Origin of the sequence: Stenotrophomonas sp. CFBP 13724, from assembly GCF_014841975.1 — a bacterium.
Taxonomy (GTDB): domain Bacteria; phylum Pseudomonadota; class Gammaproteobacteria; order Xanthomonadales; family Xanthomonadaceae; genus Stenotrophomonas; species Stenotrophomonas lacuserhaii.
In genome coordinates this window covers 135,789-155,548 of record NZ_JACYUW010000003.1, presented here as the reverse complement: position 1 = coordinate 155,548, position 19,760 = coordinate 135,789, and the positions used below count along the sequence as shown (strand labels likewise).

The following is a 19,760-nucleotide window of genomic DNA, read 5'->3' as shown; positions in this document are numbered from 1 at the left end:
TGATGCAACACACCGATCAAACATAACGTTCAACGAATAATCTGGAGCAACAGGAAATGTCCGAAGAAAACACCAACGGCGCCGTCGCGCCGGTCGACGCCGCCAACGGCCCCGCGTTCACCGTCGAAAAGATCTACGTCAAGGACGTTTCCTTCGAATCGCCGAATGCTCCGAGCATCTTCAACGACCAGGTGCAGCCGGAACTGCAGCTCAACCTGAACCAGCAGGTGCAGCGCCTGGGCGAGAACGCCTTTGAAGTCGTGCTGGCCGTCACCCTGACCTGCAAGGCCGAAGACCGCACCGCCTACGTGGCCGAAGTGAAGCAGGCCGGCGTGTTCGGCCTGGTCGGCCTGGACCCGCAGTCGATCGACGTGCTGCTCGGCACCCAGTGCCCGAACATCCTGTTCCCGTACGTGCGTTCGCTGGTCAGCGACCTGATCCAGGCCGGCGGCTTCCCGCCGTTCTTCCTGCAGCCGATCAACTTCGAAGGCCTGTACGCGGAAACCCTGCGCCAGCGCCAGGAGCAGGGTGAAGCGTCTTCGCTCGCCAACTCCGAGCCGGCCGGCAACGCCTGATCGGCGTTCCGACCCCGCGCATGAGCGATAACGCTGACAAAGTAGCCGTACTCGGCGCCGGTTCCTGGGGAACCGCGCTGGCCAGCCTGCTCGCCCGGCACGGTCTGCAGACCGTGCTGTGGGGACGCGACGCGGCGATGGTGGAAGCCATCGACCAGCGCCACGAGAACACCCGTTACCTGCCGGGCATCCCGCTGCCGGAGTCGCTGCGGGCGACCACCGACATGGCGCAGGCCGTGGAAGGGGCGGCGTGGATCCTGGTCGTGACGCCGTCGCATGCGTTCAACGAAACCGTGACCGCGCTGGCGCCGCTGCGCCCGGCCGGTGCCGGCGTGGCATGGGCGACCAAGGGCTTTGAACCGGGCTCGGGTCGCTTCCTGCATGAAGTGGCGCGCGAGATCCTCGGCGATGACGTGCCGCTGGCCGTGGTCACCGGGCCGTCGTTCGCCAAGGAAGTCACCCAGGGCCTGCCCACCGCGATCACCGTGCACGGTGACGTGCCCGAGTTCGCCCAGGCGGTGGCCGAGGCAATGCATGGCCCGGCATTCCGCGCCTACACCGGCGACGACATGCTGGGAGCCGAACTGGGCGGGGCCATGAAGAACGTGCTGGCCGTGGCCACCGGCGTTGCCGATGGCATGCAGCTGGGCCTGAACGCACGTGCCGGCCTGATCACCCGTGGCCTCAACGAGATGCTGCGGCTGGCCGCGGCCATCGGTGCCAAGCCGGAAACCTTGATGGGCCTGGCCGGGCTGGGCGACCTGGTGCTGACCTGCACCGGGGATCTGTCGCGCAACCGTCGCCTGGGCCTCGCCCTGGGCCGTGGCCAGACGCTGCAGGATGCCATCCGCGAAATCGGACAAGTGGTGGAATCGGTGCAGACCGCTGACGAAGTGATGCGCCAGGCGCGTCGTTACGGCATCGACCTGCCGATCTCCGATGGCGTTCGCGCCGTGCTGCACGGCGAACAGACCCCGTCGGAAGGCCTGCGCACCCTGTTGGCGCGTGAGCAGAAGCCGGAGTATCCGGACACGCTGTTCAAGTGACCCGGGCAGGGCACCCCTGACCTGACCAACCCCGGCCAACGCCGGGGTTTTTCTTTGCCGGTAGTGCCAAGCCATGCACGGCGGCTGCTCGCGGAAAGTTTAAGAGTGGGCGTGACCTTTTTAACTTTTCGTCTCAAAAGTTCAAAAGCCCAACCGCGCGATTTCCATACCGGCGCGTCAGGCTCATCAAACCCAAAAAAAAGAGCCCGACCAAAGGCCGGGCTCCGTGGGCGTGTGGGAGAGAGGTCACACGCCGTTTCGCACTTACCACCACACCATTCTTTCAACTACGTATTACGCACTAACGACAGGCGTTCTTACCAGGTGAAGCGCGGACCGACGAACCACTCGCGGTCACCGGCCTTGGCCAGCTTCACTTCGCCACTCAGGCCCCAGTTCTGGTTGAACTTGGCGGTGGCGCCGACACGGCCGTAGAACTCGCCGTCCGGATTGATGCCGTGCTTCTCGCTGAAATCTTCGTAGCCGGCCAGCGCATAGCCTTCGATCATCGGGGTGAACGCAGTGCGCACGCCGACTTCGGTCGAATAGCCATTGAAGTCCAGGCCACGCTTCGGATCGAACTTCTGGTACGCGACGCGGGCCACCAGGTCGGTGGTCGGCGCGATGCCGTAGTTGTAGCCGACACCCAGGCGCCACTGATCGACGTCAGCGTTGCTGCGCTCGGTTTCCTGCGCGGTGTAATCACCAAAGACGTGGAAGTTCGGATGCACCGCGACCGAACCCTTGACACCCCAACCGTCGGCATCGCCGCCACGGGCGTCGGTGTTCACGTAACCGCCTTCCACGTAGTTGTAGGACAGGCCATCAGCGGCGGAGGCCGCGAACGGCATGGCAACCACGAGACCCAGGGCCAGCAGGGAAATCTTGTTCATCGGGACACTCACACCTTTCTTGTTTTGGTAGATCGGACGGGCCTGAAAAACCCGTTCGACAGGTGTGAATTATCCGTTTGCCACCGCAATCGCTCCTGAATATTGAACTGACTGGTACATGAACTTGGTCCCCGTTCAGGGAACTATGGAGATAGCACTCGGGCAACTGAAGACCACGCCGTCGCAAGCGCGCAGACAGGCCTGGCAGAGAGACGCGCTCTAGCCGGTCCTTGTGCCTTGTTCCAGATCCTCGGCGAACCTGCGCATGAGGTGTACCAGGTTGGCAATATCTTCCGGAGTCCAATCCCGCAGGATCCCCTTCGCCAAGCGCTCACGGGCCTGGTCGATCTGGTCGGTGAGGGCCTTGCCTCCCGCAGACACCACCGCCTGGCGCATCCGCCGGTCTTCGGCGTTGTCATGTCGGACCACCAGTTCCATGCGCTCCAGCTTGGTGACCTGGCGACTGATGGTCGTGTAATCCCTGCCCAGGCGATCCGCCAGTTCAACCACTCCAATCGGGCCCAGGCGCTCAATCAGCACCAGGAGGCGAAAGAGCGCTTGATCCAGGTGCACGCCGGCCTCTGCGATCAAACGCTCGTCATTCCGGGGGCGGTTCATGACGCTCACGATCGAGATCAAGGAGCGATGAAGGTCCTTCAACTGCGTCGATATATGTGTATCTTGCACTTTCTTTTTCGCGGCCATACGCTTTCTCCTGATATGTGCATATTACACCCTACTTGGAGACTGAATGATGGCGGGTTCGACTGATGTCCTGATCTGCGGTGCCGGTGCTGCCGGCCTCACGATGGCGATCGACCTGGCGCGGCGCGGCGTGCGCTTTGTCCTCATCGATAAGCTCCCTTCTTCCTTCCAGGGCTCGCGCGGAAAAGGGATCCAGCCGCGTACCCAGGAGATCTTTGAAGACCTCGGCATCCTGGACCGGGCCATGGCGGCGGGCGGGATCTATCCCACCGTGCGCCGGTACACAGCAGACGGGAGCCATGTGGATCAGGAAGTGGTCAACACCAGCAACCCCACGCCTGCCGAGCCCTATCACCTGCCGCTGATGGTTCCGCAGTTCAAGACCGAGGCGGTCATGCGCGAGCGTCTGATCGAACTGGGGCATTCCCCGGAGTACGGTGTCGAACTGAAGCGTATCGCGGTCGGCACCCATGGCATCGACGCCGTGCTTTCCACGCCGAACGGCGAACGCATCCTGCATGTCCGCTACCTGGTGGGAGCCGATGGCGGGCGCAGCTTCGTGCGCAGTGCTTTGGGGATCGGCTTTCCCGGCAAAACCCTGGGTGTGCGCGCAATCGTGGCCGACGTCGTACTGGAGGGGTTGTCGCGCGATAGATGGCATCAGTTCAACGGCGAGGCAGGCCCCATGGCCATCTGCCCGCTCGCAGGCACCACGCTGTTCCAGATCCAGGCGCCCGTTCCGTTGGAGGGCGACATTGATCTCTCTGCGGCCGCGCTCACCGAACGCGTTGCCCAACAGACAGGGCGCGCAGATATCATCGTCCAGTCGGTCGCTTGGTCGTCCCTCTACACAATGGGTGCCAGGCTTGCTGATCGCTATCGAAATGGCCCGGCGTTCCTGGTTGGCGACGCGGCGCATGTCCATCCTCCCACCGGCGGGCAAGGTCTCAACACCAGCGTGCAGGATGCTTACAACCTGGGCTGGAAGCTCGCCGCGGTGCTGGCCGGCGCACCCGATACGCTCCTGGATACCTACGAAGCCGAACGCCGGCCTCTGGCCGCAGATGTGCTCGATCTTTCCACCCGCCTGCTCGAAGGATTCAAGAACGGAGACAACAGGCGTCCCCGTGAGGCCCAACAACTGGATATCGGCTATCCGTCCTCGCCACTATCGTGCGTGGGGCGCTACCCGGGCGGTAAGCTGGCGCCCGGCGCCCGCGCGCCCGATGCCCTCGTACAGGGCGCAGCTGGCAGTCCAACGCGTCTGTTCATGCTGTTCAAGGGCACGCATTGGACCCTGTTGGTCAATGGCCCCTCGAGAGTTGCACCACGGGCTGGCCTGCACATCCACAGCATCGGGCCCGGCCTGGAGATGGAGGATCACTTGGGCCATTTCGCCCAGTTCTACGGGCTGCACGAGCAGGCGTCCGCGCTGATCCGACCCGATGGATATCTTGCCGGGACGTTTGCCAAGGATGAGCTCGCCGCGCTTCAGGACCACCTGGAGCAATACTGCTACCACCAAGTAGGCGTGTTTCCTGGTCAGTGAGCCCGCTTGGTTTCTTTCACGTCAGCTGATCTATATTCGGCCCCAACAGGCCGCACGCCGCGGCCGGGTCGGGAGATTTACATGACAAGCGCACGACTGCTGGGCGTTGCATTGACCACGGCGGCACTGCTGGCCGTGGCCCCTGCCTGGGCCGACCCGCCGCACCACGCCAAGGGCAAAGGGCCTCCTGCCCATGCTGGCGGACCGCACAACCGCGAAGCGCCGCCGCCCGGCTGGCAGAAGAAGGCGTGGCGGCGGGGTGAGCGCCTGCAATGGGCGGAGGTGGATCGTCGCTATTGGGTCGACGATTACGCGCATTACCGGCTGCGCGACCCCGGGCGCGGCGAGCGTTGGGTCCGGCAGTCCGACAGCGAGTATCTGCTGGTGGAAATCGCCTCTGGCCTGATCATCGACGCCCTGCATCGGTGATTCAACACGAATGAGCGACGAGGCGGCTGGCTGGATCGACGCATCGGTCCGGCCAGCGCCAGGCAGTTCCCTGAGGACACCATCGGCCCGCTCTTTCCGCAAAGGCTGCGTTGGCGGATACCGCGCGGCATCCAGCGCCGAGAACCAAGACGAAAACATCCTCGATGGCACGTTCAGGACATGCGATGACCGGGGCTTCGGGTCATTGCGCACGCAAACAGAGACGCTGCCATCGCGTACTTCAAAGAAGCGGAAGAGGGTTCGATCGAACCCGGAAAACTGGCCGACCTGGTTATTCTTGACGGCAACCCGCCCACCGTCGACCCGGGCGCGATCAAGGACATCAAGGTGGTTGAGACCATCAAGGAAGGCAGGACGATCTACCGGGCGGGATCATGACCGAGCTACGGGCGTCGCGGGCCCCGAAGGCGGGTAACACCTGCAACGCTGCACCAGTACCATGACGGGAAAAAAAGGGATCTTGCATGCTCGAGACAGGAAGTGCGCGTAGTCGTCGTGAGTGGGTGACCCGCAAGTTCCCCGATCACGCGCAATGGCCGCGCGTGAAGCGCCTGCTGCACCTCGGCGGGGTGGTCTGCACGTTGCATGGCGTGGCCTGGGCCACCTACTACGGCACCCATGGCATGGCCGTGCTGGCCTGGGTGCTGTGCGCGCTGACCGTTGTGGGCGTGGGCTGCTTCGTCATTGCCAACCGGCGCGCCAGGCTGTCGATCGTGCTCATCGCGCACGTACTGCTGCTGATGACCATTTTCGTCAGCCTGGCCGAAACACCCACCGCAGCGGCGGCACGTTCCACCCACCTGTTCCTGCTGCCGATCGGTGCGGCGACCTTCTTCCTGTTCCGCAGCGAAGGCGTTTACCTGCGGTGGATCCTGCCGACGCTTTGCGTGGCTGCACTGGTCTGGCTGGCGATCGATCCGATCAGTCTCGGTGCGCGCCTGGAGCGGCTGCCCGACAGCGTGCGAAGGATCCGCCACGGTTTGAACACGCTGACCGCGCTGGGGCTAACCGGCGGCGTGCTCGCAATCTTCCGCGAAGACCTCAGCGAGCAGATGAACCAGTACGCGGCGCTGGTGCGCGGCATCGCCCAGCGCGAACTGCGCGCGTTCCTGCAGCCGCAGGTCGCTCTCAACGGCCAGGTCGTGGGGGCCGAGCTGCTGCTGCGCTGGGACCGGCCCGGGCACGGGCTGCAGTCGCCCGCCAACTTCATTCCGCTGGCCGAACAGACCGGGCTGATCCACGAAATCGGCCTGATGGCGCTGCGCCGTGCGTGCGTGCAATTGGCCGCATGGGCCACGCTGCCGGGCGTCAATACGTGGGTATTGTCGGTGAACGTGAGTCCGCTGCAGCTGGCCTCGGAAACGTTCGTGCAGGACGTGCGTGAGATCGTGCGCAGCAGCGGCGCGCCTGCCACCCGGCTGCGCCTGGAGATCACCGAATCCGCACTCGCCCACGACCACGCGCAGATCGCTTCAACGATGAATGCCCTGCGCGAGGATGGTGTTTCCTGGTCGCTGGATGACTTCGGCACCGGCTTTTCGTCGCTGTCGCTGCTGCAGGTGTTGCCGCTGGATGAGCTGAAGATCGACCAGACGTTCGTAAGCGGGATGGGCGGAGACGCCAGCCATCGCGAACTGGTGCGCAAGATCATCGAGATCGCCGCCATCCTGGGGGTGTCCACCGTGGCAGAAGGCGTGGAAACCGAGCAGCAGCGCGCGTGGCTGGCCAGCATGGGTTGCCGGGTGTTCCAAGGCTATCTGTTCGGCCGGCCAGTGCCGGCCGATGCCTTTCATGCCGCGCATGTGGCGCCGCTGGTCTGATGGTTTGCGCATGCGCGGCCCACGCCGCGCTGCGCGCCCTTGGTAGCGCCGAGCCATGCTCGGCGGAGGCATCGTGACGCGGCAACGAACGCACCGCCGAGCAGGGCTCGGCGCTACCGGTATCCCGGCTGGCGGGCGCTGGCCGACCACGAGCGCACGCCCAGCATCGCCAAGCCGATGAACACCACGTACAGCGCGGCGGTCACGTGCAGTGACTTGAACAGGTACACGCCGATATAGATCACATCGACGAAGATCCACAGCCACCACGCCGCCACATGGCGGCGCGCCTGCCACCACTGCGCGACCAGGCTCAGCGCCGCCAGCAGCGCATCCAGCCACGGAATCGCCGCGTCGGTGAGGGTGTGCATGCCGGCACCGAGCGCCAGCCCGAAGGCCACGCCGATGCCGAGATCGCGCACTACATGCCGCGCCGGCAGCGGCACGATGCTCACCCGGCCATCGGCCTGCGCGCTGTGCCGCCAGCTCATCCAGCCGTACACCAGGAAGCCACCGAACACGACCTGCAGCAGCGTGTCCGAGTACAGGCGCGCCTCGGCGAACACCAGCGCATACAGCGCCACCGAGGCCAGCCCGATCGGCCAGCCAATCAACCGCCGCCGGGTCATCAGCCACACACCGACGATGCTCAGCGCCGCAGCCGACCATTCCAACAGTTCGGCGTTCATAGCGCGATGGTGACCGACAGGCGCGCCTGCCGCGGCGCACCGGCGAACAGGTAGTAATCGCCGGCGCTGCTGCCGGTGTCACGCCAGTAGAATTTGTCGAACACGTTGTCCACCGCCAGCCGCCATGTCACCGGCTGCTGGCGCAGCGTGTGCTGGTAGCGCAGCCCCAGGTCGACCACGCTGTAGCTGGGCGCGCGCACGCTGCCATCCACCGTGGCGGTGTTGGATGAGGCATAGCGCCAGCCGCCGGTGACGCCCACGCCGGCGGCGAACGGCAGCGCGTAGTCCAGGTGCACGGTGGCCCGCGTCTTTGGCACGTTGACCAGCTGGTGACCTTCGTAAGCGGCGGTGGCGGTATCGCGTGCACGCGCCTGCAACACACTGGCACTGGCCGTGACCTGCAGCTGTTCGGTGAGGTGTCCGTTGGCGGTCAGCTCCAGCCCGGTGTGGGTCTGCTGGCCTTCCTGCACGAAGGTGAAGCCGGCATCGCTGTCATCGGCACGGGCGTACTGGAAAGGCTGGCTGGTGCGGAAGAGCGCCGCGCCAAGGGTCAGCGCATCGGTGGCGCCGTACTTGATCCCCACTTCCAGCTGGCGCGACAGCACCGGCGGCAGGAACTCACCCTCGTTGGACGTCCAGAACGGGGCCTCCTGCCCCAGCGAAATGCCGCGCACGTAGCTGACGTAGGCGTTCACCTCGTCGGTCGCGTTCCAGATCAGCGCGGTCTGCGGCAGGAAGCGTGTGATCCGGCTGTGCCGCTCCGGATTGCCGCGCTTGTCGTAGGCACGTTCGTCCAGCCGTACCATGCGCCCACCGGCCAGCCACTGCCAGTCATCGCCAAAACGCATGCGGTCCAGCACGAACAGGCCATCCTGGCGGCTGTCCAGCCGACGCACGGAGGCACCGGGCTGCAACGGGGAAGGCGCGAACACCGGCACCTGAGGATCGTGGATGTTGGCGGTGCCGACGTACTCGTTGACGTTCTGGCGCTTGTCCACCGTGCGCCGGAAGGTATCGGCGCCGATGCTCAACTGATGGGTGACGCGGCCGGTGTCGACGCTGCCGCGCAGTTCGGCGCGCAGTTCCTGGTTGACCCGGGTGTCGTCCGGGCTGCGGTAATCGTAGATGTCGTAGTCGCCATTGGGCGCGAAGTAGTTGCCCGGCACGCTGCCGTCGGCGCACTGCGCGGCGTAGTAGCAGCCGTAGGCGAAGGCCACGTTGTCATCGATCACCGAACGGCTGTGGCTGACCGACACGCGCGACTGCCAGCGCGGACCCAGTTCATAGGTGTGCAGGGCGGTCAGGTTGGTACTGGCGATGCCGACCGGCTGCTGCCACGGCTGGTAACCGAGCATCTTCGAGCGGTCCACGCCGCGCGGCAGCTCGGTTGCGCCCAGCAGCTGGAAGCCCGATGCCGAGCGCTGTGCGCTGGTCTGGTAGTTGGCATCCACTTCCAGCTTGCCGCGTTCGCCGATCAACCAGTCCGCAGCGAGCGAATAGAAGTTGCGCCGCCCGTCGGCGTGGTCGATGTAGGACGCGCTGTCTTCCCAGGCGGCATTGACGCGCAGGCCGAAGCGCGGCGTCAGCCAGTGGCCCACGTCCACGGCGGTGTACCGGGTGCCTTCCGAATCGGTGCCCAGGGTGACGGTTCGCACTTCGGCAGCGCGTTTGCCGACGTAGTTGATGATGCCGCCCGGCGCCATCACGCCGGCAGCCAGGCCGGCTTCGCCCTTGAGGATTTCCACCTGCTGGATGTTCTCCAGCGCGATGCGCTGCTCGCCGGTGGTCGCCAGGCCATTGAAGCGGTAACCGGTGGCGGTATCCAGCGCGAAGCCGCGGATGGCGATGTTCTGGTAATACCCGATCGGTGCGTAGCTGTCGCCCAGCGAGGCATCGTTGGCGGCCACTTCGCTCAGCGTGCGTACCTGGCGGCTGTCCAACAGGGTGCGGTCCAGCACGTTCACCGATGCTGGGGTGTCCTTCCAGCTGGCCGCACCGAAGCTGCTCGACGGCGTGGTGGCGGCCGGCGCCTGCTGGGCCTGCACGCGCACGGCGGCCAGTTCGGTTGGGGAGCGGTCGGGGACATCGGCAGTGGCATCGGCCGCGTGCAGCGGCAGCGCGGCACAGAGGGCAACGGTCAACAGCGTGGGGCGCAGGCAGCGGTTCATTCGATTCGTCATCAACAGGAAGAAAGACGAAGCGACGGCGCGCGCGCAGTGGCCCGGCGGGCCCATGCGCTTGCTGCTCAAAGCTCCCTACGCCGGTGCAAACCGGATCAGGTTCCAAGGGACTCTCTCAGCCTGGTCAACCCAGGCACCCCCGCTTCAGGCGCTCATTTCACACCAAAACGGCCGAAGAAGCGAATCAGCCGCTCAGGCGGCGCCGCGCAGGGTTGCCAGCAGGCCTTGCCCGGCGGGCGTGCGGAACCAGTCGGCGTGGCCGAGCAGGAAGGTCCGGTAGGCCACGTCGGCGTTGGCGCGGGAGCCGGTGATGGCGTGGAAATACTCCACTTCAGACAGCGCGAAATCCAGGTGCACCACGGGCAGCAGGTCGGCCAGCAGCCGGACCTGGTCGGCCGACAGCGCACGCGCATCGCGGTAGCCGACCAGCAGCGCCAGTGCGATGTCACCGCGCACCGCCTGCGCGCCACGGTCCAGTTGCAGCCACGCGATGGCATTGCGCTCGATCGCCGTGGCCAGGTCGTACAGCGCGCTGGTGGGCGAGGCCAGCCCGAAATCGAGCACGCTGCTGACCGTGGTAGCGCCGCTGCCGGTCTGCCAAAGCAGGTTGGACACATGCCAGTCGTTGTGCCCCCACAGGCGAGGCTCGGCGGCCAACCGCGTGGCGAGTCCCATGTGCCAGGGCAGGATCGCGCGCTGCAGCTCGGCCTGCCACGGCGTGTCGGCCAGGTAAGCGGCGAGCCCGGGACGGTCGGGCAACTGCGCGGTGAGCGCCGCGATCGGGTCCTCGGCGCGGATCAGGTCATCACGGGCCACCAACAGGTGGGTGGCCCGCTGCGCTGCGTGGAAGCTCTCCGAAGCGGTATGCAGCAGGGCCAGCATGCGCCCGGCCTGCCAGGCCTGCTCCACGCTGGACGGTGGCGTCCATGAGGGCACGTCGCGATACAGGTCCTGGCCGATGCCTTCGGCGTGCACTTCGAAGGTCCAGTCGCTGTGCGCCACCGCCGTCGCCCCGTCCTGGTCCGCAATGACCTGCACCACCGGCAGGCCCTGGGCAGCCAGATGGGCGATGAAGCGATGTTCTTCGGACAGCACCGCAGCGCTGCGCACGCTGCAGTGGTGGCGCTTGATGAAAAACCGCCCCTGCGGCGCCTGCACGAGCGCCGCCGCGGAAAACGGCCGCGGGCTGTGCCACAGCAACCGGCAGTCGCCCTGCAGCTCCACGAAACGCCGCTGCAGCCACGCGATCTCGCCAGCGCTGATCGCAGGCCAGTCGGGTGGGACCTCGTCGTTGTCGAGACCTTGGACGTGGTGGGCGGGGCTGTTCATCGGATCGGCATGCACGGGGGACGCGTGGCGCGGGCGGTTGCGCGCCCACGCGGGGCCACCATGGTACGCGGTTCGCCTGGGACGGCTGCGGCCCACTGCCCGTGGTACTCGACGCGTGCCGCCAGCGGCCGGCCTAGCCGCGCTGCAACTGCTCCAGCGCGGCCACCAGCCGGTCCATCTGCTGCATGCCGGTGAACAGGGACGGTGTGACCCGGACGCAGCTGCCGGAAGCCAGTCCGTCCCGTGCCGTGGTGAAGATTCCGAACTGCTTCAGAAGGCGCTGCTGCAGGGCCTGGTTGTCCGCCTTGCCGGCCTTCCCGCGCAGCCGGAACGATGCCAGCGCACTGGCCTGCGCGTCGTCTTGGGATGCCAGCAGCTCGATATGCGGCATGTCACGCGCCGCGGCCACCCAGCGATTGCGCAGCGCCAGCAGGCGGGCCCGTTTGTTGGCGATGCCGATCCGCTCATGCAGCGCGATGGCATCAGGGAGCGCCAGGTAGGCGGCGAAATTCGCGGTGCCGGTATGCACGCGGCTGAAGATCCTACCGTCGTCTTTCACTGCCATGTAGGGATCGATGTCGGCCACCCGGCCACGGCGCACGTACACCGCGCCCACGCCCACCGGTGCACCGATCCATTTGTGCAGGTTGATGCCGACGAAATCGGCCTGCAGGTCCGGGACCGCGTACGCCAGCTGGCCGAAGCCGTGCGCCGCATCGACGATCACATCGATCCCACGCGCCCGCGCCAGCGCGCTGATCTCCGCCACCGGGATCACCAGCCCATGGCGATGGCTGACCTGGGTGAGCAGCACCAGCTTCAGGCGCGGCAGCCGGGCAAATGCATCGGCGTAGGCCTGCATGACCTGGTCATGGGTCGGAACGGGAGGCAGTGCAATGCCTTCCACCTGCACCGCGCGCCTTGAGCGCAGCCACTGCATCGCATCGATCATGCTGTCGTAGTCGGTGTCGGCATGCAGCACCTGGTCGCCGGGTCGCAGCCGGTTGTAGCCGCCGATCAGGGCGAGCAGGGCCTCGGTCGCGCCGCGGGTGAACACCAGTTCGTCTTCTGCCACCCCCAGCAGGCGGGCGGCGTCGGCATGGGCGGCGCGGTAGGCGGCCGGATACGCTTCGCGCCCATACCAGGCGTTGCCTCGGTTCACCTCGGCAGTATGCCGCTGGTAAGCCTGCAACGTGCTGCGGCCCATCGCTCCCCAGAATCCGTTTTCGAGGTGGTTGACTTCATCGGTGATGTCGAACTGCCGCGCCACCTCGGCCCACCAGGACTCGTCCGTCGCCAGCACTGACGGCGGCCGCGCTGGCGCGGCAAGCGTCCCCAGCGATACCGGGGCGGTGGTCTTCAGGCACGCCGTGGCCAGTTCGCTTGCCGGCAGCAGGGCGCCGGCGAGCAGCAGGCGCCGTCGGGACGGCTGCATCAGAAACGCAGCCGGTATTCGGCATACAGATTCGCGCCATCGGTGTCGTACGGCGCGTTGCGCGAGTAGACCAGGCCACGGCTGGCCTGGAACGTGGCCTCGTCGGGATAGCTGTCCAACACGTTGTCGGCACCCACGCGCATGCTGTGGTGCTCGTTGAAGGCGTAACCCACGGCCAGGTCCAGGAAGGCCATCGACCCGAACCGCTGGTAGATGTCGCCGGTGGCGTTGCCGGTGGAATCGGTCCACTCGCCGTAATAGCGCACGCGGCCCATCAGCGACCAGCCATCGACAGCATAGGTGCTGGTGAAGCTGCCCTTGTGTTCCGGCAGACGGTCCTCGAACAGCACGCGCTGGCTTTCATTGGTTGCCACACTGGTGCTGCCGCCATCCACCTTGGTCCGGTTGTAGTTCCAGGCCATCGTCAGACCCAGCGTGCCCGGGCCCAGCGTGCGCTGGTAGTTGCCGACCAGATCCACGCCACGGGTGGTCGTATCGAAGTCGTTGGTATAGAAATTGACCGAGCTGTAGCCCATCGGGTTGGCCACGCCGGCCGGCACGGCGAAGCTGGCGGATTGGCTGAACCGGTCGGTGAGCTTGATGTCATACACATCGACCGAACCGGAAAAGCCGAGCGCACTGCGCCAGGTCATGCCCAGCGACGCGGTGCGCGACTGTTCTGCCGTCAGCGGCTTTGCACCCAGCTGCCGGGCCAGCGGATCGGCAGGCGACAACCGGCCGCTGGTGAAGATCTGCAAGGTGCGTGTATCCAGGCCCTGCACGGTGCTGGTGGTGTTGAGCTGGCCCGGTGTGGGGGCGCGGAAGCCGGTGGACACCGTGCCGCGCAGCGCGACATCCGGGGTGATCTCGAAACGCGCCGAAAGCTTGCCGTCGCGGGTGCTGCCGAAGGAGGAGAACGTCTCGTAACGCCCTGCCGCCGCCACGCTCCAGCGCTCGCCCAGCGGAACTTCCACGTCCACGTAGGCGGCCTTGCTTTCCTGTGACCAGCTGCCGGCCTGGTTGCTGGAGAAGCCCGGCGCGCCATTGGCATTGGCTTCCAGGCCCGCCACCGCGCCTGGCCCTACGGCGTACGAAGCGGGGTCGCCGGCGTTGACCGCATAGGTCTCCTGGCGGAACTCCGCACCGAAGGCGAGGTTGATCGGCGATGACAGCGCGCCGACGTTCCAGCTGTAATTGAAGTCTGCGTTGGCGTTCTTTTCGGTCTGCGTCAGACGCCCGAGGTAGAAGCCGAGGGGGCTGGCCGGGCCCAACGAAGCATTGATCGAGTTGTCCAGCCGGTAGTCGATCGCATTGCGCCCGTACGACCCGCTGACGTCCCACCGGAAGTCCTCGGTGAACGCACCGCGCATGCCGGCGGCCAACTGCAGGTCGTCCTGTTCGTTGGAATACTTCGGACTGAAGCCGACCGGGTAGATGTCGCGGAGATTCCAGCCGGGGAAGATCGGCGTGCTCCGATAGGCCCCCGTGGTGGTGTCTGGATTGCGCCAGTTGAAATCACTGACTCCCTCGCTGCGGCCGTACAGGCCGAAGGCGTAGATTTCGGTGCTGTCGCTGGCAAACGCCTTCAGGTTGAAACCCGCGCGCTGGCTTTCAAGGTCCGGCTGGCCCCAACGCTGCACCGGATCGGGTACCTCCAGTTCCGGATGGGCCGCCTGGAAGGCGATGGCATCGGGACGCTGGCGCGTACGCGAAGTAGCATCGGAGTTGGACGATTCGGCAAACACCACCAGGCTGCCGTACTGGCCCAGCTGGAAACCGGTGCGCGCCTTGACATCGCGCGAGCCGCCGTCGCCCTGGGCGTAGCGTGAGTAGCCCACGCTGACTTCGCTGCCTGCCTCGTCCTCGAGGATGAGGTTGATTACCCCGGCGATCGCGTCCGAGCCGTACTGCGCCGATGCGCCATCGCGCAGCACTTCGATGCGCTTCACCGCGCTGGACGGAATCTGCGCGAGGTCCGCACCCTGTGCACCGCGACCGCCGAGCAGCGCGCTGCGATGGAAGCGCCGACCATTCACCAGCACCAGCGTCTGGTCGGGCGACAGGCCGCGCAGCGTCGCCGGACGTACGAACACCTGGCCATCCGCCATCGGCAGGCGCTGCACCACGAAGGACGGCACCAACTGCGCCAGCACGTCCTTCAGGTCGGTCGATGCAACCGACTGGATCTCTTCTTTGCTGAAAACATCCACCGGCGCCAGCGTGTCGAACTGGGTACGGTTGGCGGCCCGGGTGCCGGTGACCAGCATGGCATCGAGCTGGGTGGTGGCCGGGGCCGCGGCGTCCTGACCGTCATTGCCAGCTGCCAGCGCCGAGGCCGCAGCGAAAGAGGAGAGTACGAGAACGATGGCACGCGAAAGCGGACTGCTGGGCACTGAAGGGCTCCACGACGGCTGAAAATTCGATGTGTAGGGGAACTCCTACAGCGGAGCGCAGTTTCCGCATGTTCCGTGTCCTGCCGGTTACAACACGGAGGCAGGAGGTGCCGGTGCGGCGATGTAACACCCACGTCATTGCGCCTGCCAATACTCCGGCGGACCCCACCCCATGAACCGACCCGATGCCTGCTCCCGGACGTAGCCGTTTGCCCCGCGCCTCCCTGCTCAGTGTGATGCTGCTGCCCGCACTGCATGCCTACGCGGCAGAAGAAGCCGTCCCCGCCGACGATGCCCGCACGCTGGACCAGGTGCAGGTGATCGGCCAGGCCACCAGCTATGCCAAGACATCGGTCAGCAAGGAAACCCTCAACCGGCAGACCCTCCTGAGCAGCGTCAACAACGCGCTCAACGAGCTGCCCGGCGTGGTGGTCAGCGAAGCCGATGCCACCGGTTCGTCGGTGTGGGGCACGCAGATCAGCATGCGCGGCTTCGTCACCAACCGCGATACGCAGCAGATCGGCACCACCATCGACGGCCTGCCCAACGGCGGATCCGGCTACGGCGGCGGCTCGCTGGCCAACCGTTACATCGACACGCTGGACCTGGAAACGGTGGAGGTCAGCCAGGGCACGGCCGATATTTCATCGCGCTCCAACGAAGCGCTGGGCGGCACGCTTAATTTCCTGACCAGCGATCCGCTGCAGGAACAGCGCGTGCGCTTCGTCGTCGGCGGCGGTGATAACGACGCACGCAAGTATTACGCACGCTTCGATACCGGCCTGCTGGCCGGCAACACCCGCGCCTGGATCAGCGCTTCGTCCGCTGAGGTACGTGACTGGATCGACGGCAGTGGACGCACCAGCAACGACCACGTCGCCGCCAAGTTCGTCACCGAACTGGATCGCTGGACACTGAGCGGCTATGCCTCCTACAACGATGCCAACGAACCGGAATACACCAGCGTGTCGCCGGCCAGCTTCGCCACCAACCCCGAGCGTGATGGTCTGGTCGGCAACCTGACCGGCATCCCGAACCTGGACCAGAACTTCCGTTCCGGCTCGCGCGCGCTGCGCGAAAACACCTTCGGCTACCTGCGTGCGGCGTTTAATGGCGGCAACGGTTTCAAGGCCAGCGTGGCGGGCTACGCGCACAGGATGGAAGGCCGCGGCGACTGGCTGCCGCCCTATCTGGTGCAGGCGCGCGAAGACGGCGTGGGCAATCCGGAATCCGAGTACCGTGGCGGCGACACCGTGTACGGCGGGTCCGCGCTGGGCCAGTTCTATTTCGTCAATCCCGATGGCAGCGCCGCGCAGGTGATACCGGGCTGCACGCCGCGTGCCGGCTTCACCGCCGACTACGATCCCAACTGTTACGCCGCAGGCGTGCAGGGCGTTCAGTCCTATCGTCACTCGCACTACGACAACGATCGTGCCGGCTTCACCGCCGACGTGGAATGGAAGCAGGACTTCGGCACCGTCGAGAACACCGTGCGCGGTGGCGTGTGGGTGGAAAACGTGGACCGCAGCGTGCGCCGCGACTGGCACCGCCTGCTCAACGTCGGAACCGATATCTCCTTCGACAACGTGCCGTACTGGGTGCAGTTCGAAGACCGTTACAAGGTGGACGAGCAGATGTACTACGTCGAAGACGTGGCGCGCTTCGGTCCGTTCAGTGCACGCGTCGGCGTCAAGCAGTTCTTCGTCGACCAGAAGCGCCAGCGCACGATCGGTGCGGCGGAGAACGTGCGATCCGATTCGAAGTCCGATCCGCTGCTGTCCGCCGGCGCCACCTGGACGTTGCCGGTGCAGGGCCTGGAGGCATTCGCCGGGTACTCACAGAACTTCGCCGCCATTCCGTCCGGCGTGCTCGGCGAAACCGATGCGCAGCGCTTCGCACGGGTGGAACCGGAAACCGCGGACAACATCGAACTGGGCCTGCGCGTCAGCCGCTGGCCGCTGACCGGCTCGATCACTCTGTACAACATCAAGTTCGACAACCGCATCGTCTACCTGCCGGCGCGACTGGCCGACGGCATCGACTACCTGGACGAGACCGATGGCGTCTACGAAAACTTCGGCGGCGTGGAAAGCACCGGCGTGGAAGCCGCGCTCGGTTACGGTTGGGACAACGGCTGGCGCATCAACGGGGCCTACACCTACAACCGCTCTGAATACCTGGGCAGCGGCAACGCCGCGCGCGATGCCGAACTGGGCATCGTCGACGGCGCCGATGTGATCGGGCAGCCGCGCCACATCCTGGTGATGTCGGCTGACTGGCAGGGTGAAAGCTGGAACTTCGGCGTCTCCGGTCGCTACCTGGGTGAGCGCTACCTGGATGCGTCCAATACCAACAAGCTGCCGTCGGCCACGGTGTTCAACGCCAACATCGGCTTCGACCTGCAGGATCTGTCGCCGAAGCTGAAGGGCGTGGGCGCCAGCTTCGTGGTCAGCAACCTCACCGACCGCCGCTACCTGTCCGGCGTGGATGGCAGCGATACTGCGTTCATCGGGGCACCGCGCACCGTGGGCTTCTCGGTACGGGTAGATCTGTGAGCGAACGGCAATACACGCCGCACGATATCGGCCGCCGCCGCCTGCTGCAGGGCGGCGTGGCGGCCGGCATCGCCGCGTTGATGCCGAGCATCGCGCGCGCGGCCGCGATCGCCCCGGATGCGCGCACGCGCAGCCTGCAGGATCTGCAGCACATCGTGGTGCTGATGCAGGAAAACCGCTCGTTCGACCACTACTTCGGCACCCTGCCGGGCGTGCGCGGATTCGGCGACCGCTTCGTGCCGCCGGCGCCCCCCCTGCACCCTGGCCAGTCGGCGCGCACGCTGTGGCTGCAGCCCAATGCCGCCGGTACCCACGGCATCGCGCCGTTCCCGCTGGATACCGCCGCGCACTTCGGCCACATGCGCGTGGAGGGCACCCCGCACACCTGGCCGGATGCGCAAAAAGCCTGGGACCACGGGCGCATGGCGCACTGGCCTGCGGCCAAGCAGGACCACGCGATGGGCTATTACCAACGCGCCGACCTGCCGTTCCAGTTCGCGCTGGCCGAAGCCTTCACCGTCTGCGATGCCTACCACTGCGCGATGCAGGCCGGCACCAACCCCAACCGGCTGTTCCTGTGGACCGGGCACAACGATCCGCACGCCCTTGGCGGCGGGCCCGCGGTAGCCAACTCGCACGACAACTTCCCGGAGCTGGGCGGCCACGCCGCGTCCTACACCTGGACCACCTATGTCGAGCGGCTGCAGCAGGCAGGCGTGGACTGGCGCATTTACCAGGACATGGCCGACAACTTCACCGACAATCCGCTGGCGGGGTTCGAGGCGTTCCGACTGGCCTGGCGCAACGCACCCGGTCATGACACCGAACTGCGCGAACGCGCGGTCAGCACGCGCGGACTGGGCCAACTGCGCCAGGACGTGCTGGACGGGCGCCTGCCGCAGGTCAGCTTCCTGATTGCCGATGCCGCTGGCAGCGAGCACCCCGGTCCGTCCAGTCCGGCCCAGGGCGCGGCCTATACCGCGCAGGTGTTGGACGCGCTGACCGCCGATCCGGCGGTGTGGAGCCGCACCGCGCTGCTGGTGATGTTCGACGAGAACGACGGCTTCTTCGACCACATGCCGCCGCCGGCGCCGCCCTCGGCCGATGCCGCGCTGCCCGCTGGATGGGCAGGTGCTTCAGTGGTGGATACCGAAGGCGAGTACCACCGGCATCCTTCGCCGGGCAACGAAAAGCAGGACGAAGCGGCGCTGCGTGGCCGCCCCTATGGGCTGGGGCCGCGCGTGCCGATGTACGTCATTTCACCCTGGAGCCGCGGGGGTTGGGTGGATTCGCAGGTCTACGACCACACCTCGGTGATCCGCCTGATCGAGCGGCGCTTCGGCGTGGCCGCGCCGGATATTTCAGCGTGGCGCCGCGCGGTGTGTGGCGACCTGACCGCCGCCTTCGATTTCTCCCAGACCGACAACCGCCCGTTCGCGCACGCATTGCCGGCCACGGCCGCCACCGCGGCGCGCGCCGCCGCCTTGCCCGCGCGTACCGTGCCGGTGCCCCCGCAGGCCCTGCGGCCGGCGCGCCAGGAGCCCGGCGTGCGTCCCTCCCGCGCGCTGCCCTACCGCCCCGGCGTGGCCATCCAGACCGACCCGCAGGCCGCCGAAATCCGCCTGACGCTGGCCTGCGAGGGGGCTGCCGCCGTGCTGCACGTCTACGACCTGCTGCGCCTGGATGCGCTGCCGCGTCGCTACACCGTAGGCCCGGACCAGGACCTGCAAGGCATCTGGCCGCTGGATGCGGAACAGGGCTATGACCTGTGGGTGCTCGGCCCCAATGGCTTCCATCGGCGCTTCCGCGGCAGCGCCCAGGCGCCGATGCCGGTCGAAACAGCGATCGAGCGTGTCGCGGATGGCATGGTCCTGCACTTGCGCAACGCCGGTCCGGCGCCCGTCCCGGTCGAAGTGCATGGGAACGCTTACCCGGGCCTGATGCCCGAACGTAAGGTTTCACTGGCCGCTGGTGAAGAAGTGCGCATCAGCTGGCCGGCGGCCGCGACCGGCGCCTGGTACGACGTGGACGTGCAGCAGCCGGGCGCCCGCCAGCGGCTGGCCGGGCGCGTGGAAAACGGCCTGCCCGGCAGCAGTGATCCGGCCATGGGCACTGCACCGCTGCGGTTCGAGATGGGATGA

Annotated in this window: 14 protein-coding genes and 1 riboswitch; of the genes, 7 read left to right on the top strand and 7 right to left on the bottom strand. The window is 66.5% G+C overall.

The features are described 5' to 3' along the window. Window positions 1–56: 56 nt before the first annotated feature. On the top strand, window positions 57–575 hold the full coding sequence (gene secB / locus IFT63_RS14245; protein WP_042614716.1) for a protein-export chaperone SecB: 519 nt from the start codon (window positions 57–59) through the stop codon (window positions 573–575). Window positions 576–595: 20 nt separating this feature from the next. Next, the gene (locus IFT63_RS14240; RefSeq protein WP_042614717.1) at window positions 596–1,621 is read left to right on the top strand and encodes an NAD(P)H-dependent glycerol-3-phosphate dehydrogenase; all 1,026 of its coding nucleotides are present in this window, start codon (window positions 596–598) and stop codon (window positions 1,619–1,621) included. Window positions 1,622–1,938: 317 nt separating this feature from the next. On the opposite strand, the gene IFT63_RS14235 is transcribed toward IFT63_RS14240, so the two are convergent. Continuing rightward, window positions 1,939–2,514 carry an Ax21 family protein gene (locus tag IFT63_RS14235; RefSeq protein WP_192084792.1) on the bottom strand — a complete coding sequence of 192 codons (576 nt, stop codon included), beginning with the start codon at window positions 2,512–2,514 and terminating at the stop codon, window positions 1,939–1,941. Window positions 2,515–2,733: 219 nt separating this feature from the next. After that, on the bottom strand, window positions 2,734–3,219 hold the full coding sequence (locus IFT63_RS14230) for a MarR family transcriptional regulator (RefSeq protein WP_192084790.1): 486 nt from the start codon (window positions 3,217–3,219) through the stop codon (window positions 2,734–2,736). Between the two features lie 46 nt (window positions 3,220–3,265). Here IFT63_RS14230 and IFT63_RS14225 point away from each other — a divergent pair, with 46 nt between their 5' ends. The 3 genes from IFT63_RS14225 to IFT63_RS14210 all read left to right on the top strand — a co-directional run bounded on the left by IFT63_RS14225 (window position 3,266) and on the right by IFT63_RS14210 (window position 7,038). Next, entirely contained in the window at window positions 3,266–4,768 is a 1,503-nt protein-coding gene (locus tag IFT63_RS14225; protein WP_192084788.1) for an FAD-dependent oxidoreductase, read from the top strand. 81 nt (window positions 4,769–4,849) lie between these two features. Then, complete coding sequence (locus IFT63_RS14220) at window positions 4,850–5,197, top strand: RcnB family protein (RefSeq protein ID WP_042614720.1); 348 nt, start codon at window positions 4,850–4,852, stop codon at window positions 5,195–5,197. Between the two features lie 485 nt (window positions 5,198–5,682). After that, on the top strand, window positions 5,683–7,038 hold the full coding sequence (locus tag IFT63_RS14210; protein WP_192084786.1) for an EAL domain-containing protein: 1,356 nt from the start codon (window positions 5,683–5,685) through the stop codon (window positions 7,036–7,038). A gap of 113 nt (window positions 7,039–7,151) precedes the next feature. On the opposite strand, the gene pnuC is transcribed toward IFT63_RS14210, so the two are convergent. The 5 genes from pnuC to IFT63_RS14185 form a co-directional block, all read right to left on the bottom strand. Further along, window positions 7,152–7,727 (bottom strand): nicotinamide riboside transporter PnuC, encoded by a 576-nt coding sequence (gene pnuC / locus IFT63_RS14205; RefSeq protein WP_192084784.1) that lies wholly within the window; start codon window positions 7,725–7,727, stop codon window positions 7,152–7,154. Further along, window positions 7,724–9,895, bottom strand: coding sequence for a TonB-dependent siderophore receptor (locus IFT63_RS14200; protein WP_192084782.1), 2,172 nt, complete (start codon window positions 9,893–9,895; stop codon window positions 7,724–7,726). Before IFT63_RS14200 ends, pnuC begins: the two co-directional genes overlap by 4 nt. Window positions 9,896–9,962: 67 nt before the next feature. Further along, window positions 9,963–10,058: riboswitch (TPP riboswitch) on the bottom strand. 41 nt (window positions 10,059–10,099) lie between these two features. Next, window positions 10,100–11,236 carry a phosphotransferase gene (locus IFT63_RS14195; RefSeq protein ID WP_192084780.1) on the bottom strand — a complete coding sequence of 379 codons (1,137 nt, stop codon included), beginning with the start codon at window positions 11,234–11,236 and terminating at the stop codon, window positions 10,100–10,102. A 133-nt stretch (window positions 11,237–11,369) separates the two neighbouring features. Next, on the bottom strand, window positions 11,370–12,671 hold the full coding sequence (locus IFT63_RS14190) for an aminotransferase class V-fold PLP-dependent enzyme (protein ID WP_192084771.1): 1,302 nt from the start codon (window positions 12,669–12,671) through the stop codon (window positions 11,370–11,372). Continuing rightward, window positions 12,671–15,064: a TonB-dependent receptor gene (locus IFT63_RS14185; protein WP_192084769.1), complete on the bottom strand. Its 2,394-nt coding sequence runs from the start codon at window positions 15,062–15,064 to the stop codon at window positions 12,671–12,673. The genes IFT63_RS14190 and IFT63_RS14185 overlap by 1 nt, the downstream gene beginning before the upstream one ends. Before the next feature lie 185 nt (window positions 15,065–15,249). On the opposite strand from IFT63_RS14185, the gene IFT63_RS14180 reads away from it, so the two are divergent. Continuing rightward, window positions 15,250–17,619: a TonB-dependent receptor gene (locus IFT63_RS14180; RefSeq protein ID WP_192084767.1), complete on the top strand. Its 2,370-nt coding sequence runs from the start codon at window positions 15,250–15,252 to the stop codon at window positions 17,617–17,619. Continuing rightward, the gene (locus IFT63_RS14175) at window positions 17,616–19,760 is read left to right on the top strand and encodes a phospholipase C, phosphocholine-specific (protein WP_342450500.1); all 2,145 of its coding nucleotides are present in this window, start codon (window positions 17,616–17,618) and stop codon (window positions 19,758–19,760) included. The genes IFT63_RS14180 and IFT63_RS14175 overlap by 4 nt, the downstream gene beginning before the upstream one ends.

Bases quoted from the DNA above. Each gene is read 5' to 3' on its own strand.
- secB (WP_042614716.1), top strand. From the start codon at position 57: ATGTCCGAAGAAAACACCAACGGCGCCGTCGCGCCGGTCGACGCCGCC.
- IFT63_RS14240 (WP_042614717.1), top strand. From the start codon at position 596: ATGAGCGATAACGCTGACAAAGTAGCCGTACTCGGCGCCGGTTCCTGG.
- IFT63_RS14235 (WP_192084792.1), bottom strand. From the start codon at position 2,514: ATGAACAAGATTTCCCTGCTGGCCCTGGGTCTCGTGGTTGCCATGCCG.
- IFT63_RS14230 (WP_192084790.1), bottom strand. From the start codon at position 3,219: ATGGCCGCGAAAAAGAAAGTGCAAGATACACATATATCGACGCAGTTG.
- IFT63_RS14225 (WP_192084788.1), top strand. From the start codon at position 3,266: ATGATGGCGGGTTCGACTGATGTCCTGATCTGCGGTGCCGGTGCTGCC.
- IFT63_RS14220 (WP_042614720.1), top strand. From the start codon at position 4,850: ATGACAAGCGCACGACTGCTGGGCGTTGCATTGACCACGGCGGCACTG.
- IFT63_RS14210 (WP_192084786.1), top strand. From the start codon at position 5,683: ATGCTCGAGACAGGAAGTGCGCGTAGTCGTCGTGAGTGGGTGACCCGC.
- pnuC (WP_192084784.1), bottom strand. From the start codon at position 7,727: ATGAACGCCGAACTGTTGGAATGGTCGGCTGCGGCGCTGAGCATCGTC.
- IFT63_RS14200 (WP_192084782.1), bottom strand. From the start codon at position 9,895: ATGAACCGCTGCCTGCGCCCCACGCTGTTGACCGTTGCCCTCTGTGCC.
- IFT63_RS14195 (WP_192084780.1), bottom strand. From the start codon at position 11,236: ATGAACAGCCCCGCCCACCACGTCCAAGGTCTCGACAACGACGAGGTC.
- IFT63_RS14190 (WP_192084771.1), bottom strand. From the start codon at position 12,671: ATGCAGCCGTCCCGACGGCGCCTGCTGCTCGCCGGCGCCCTGCTGCCG.
- IFT63_RS14180 (WP_192084767.1), top strand. From the start codon at position 15,250: ATGCCTGCTCCCGGACGTAGCCGTTTGCCCCGCGCCTCCCTGCTCAGT.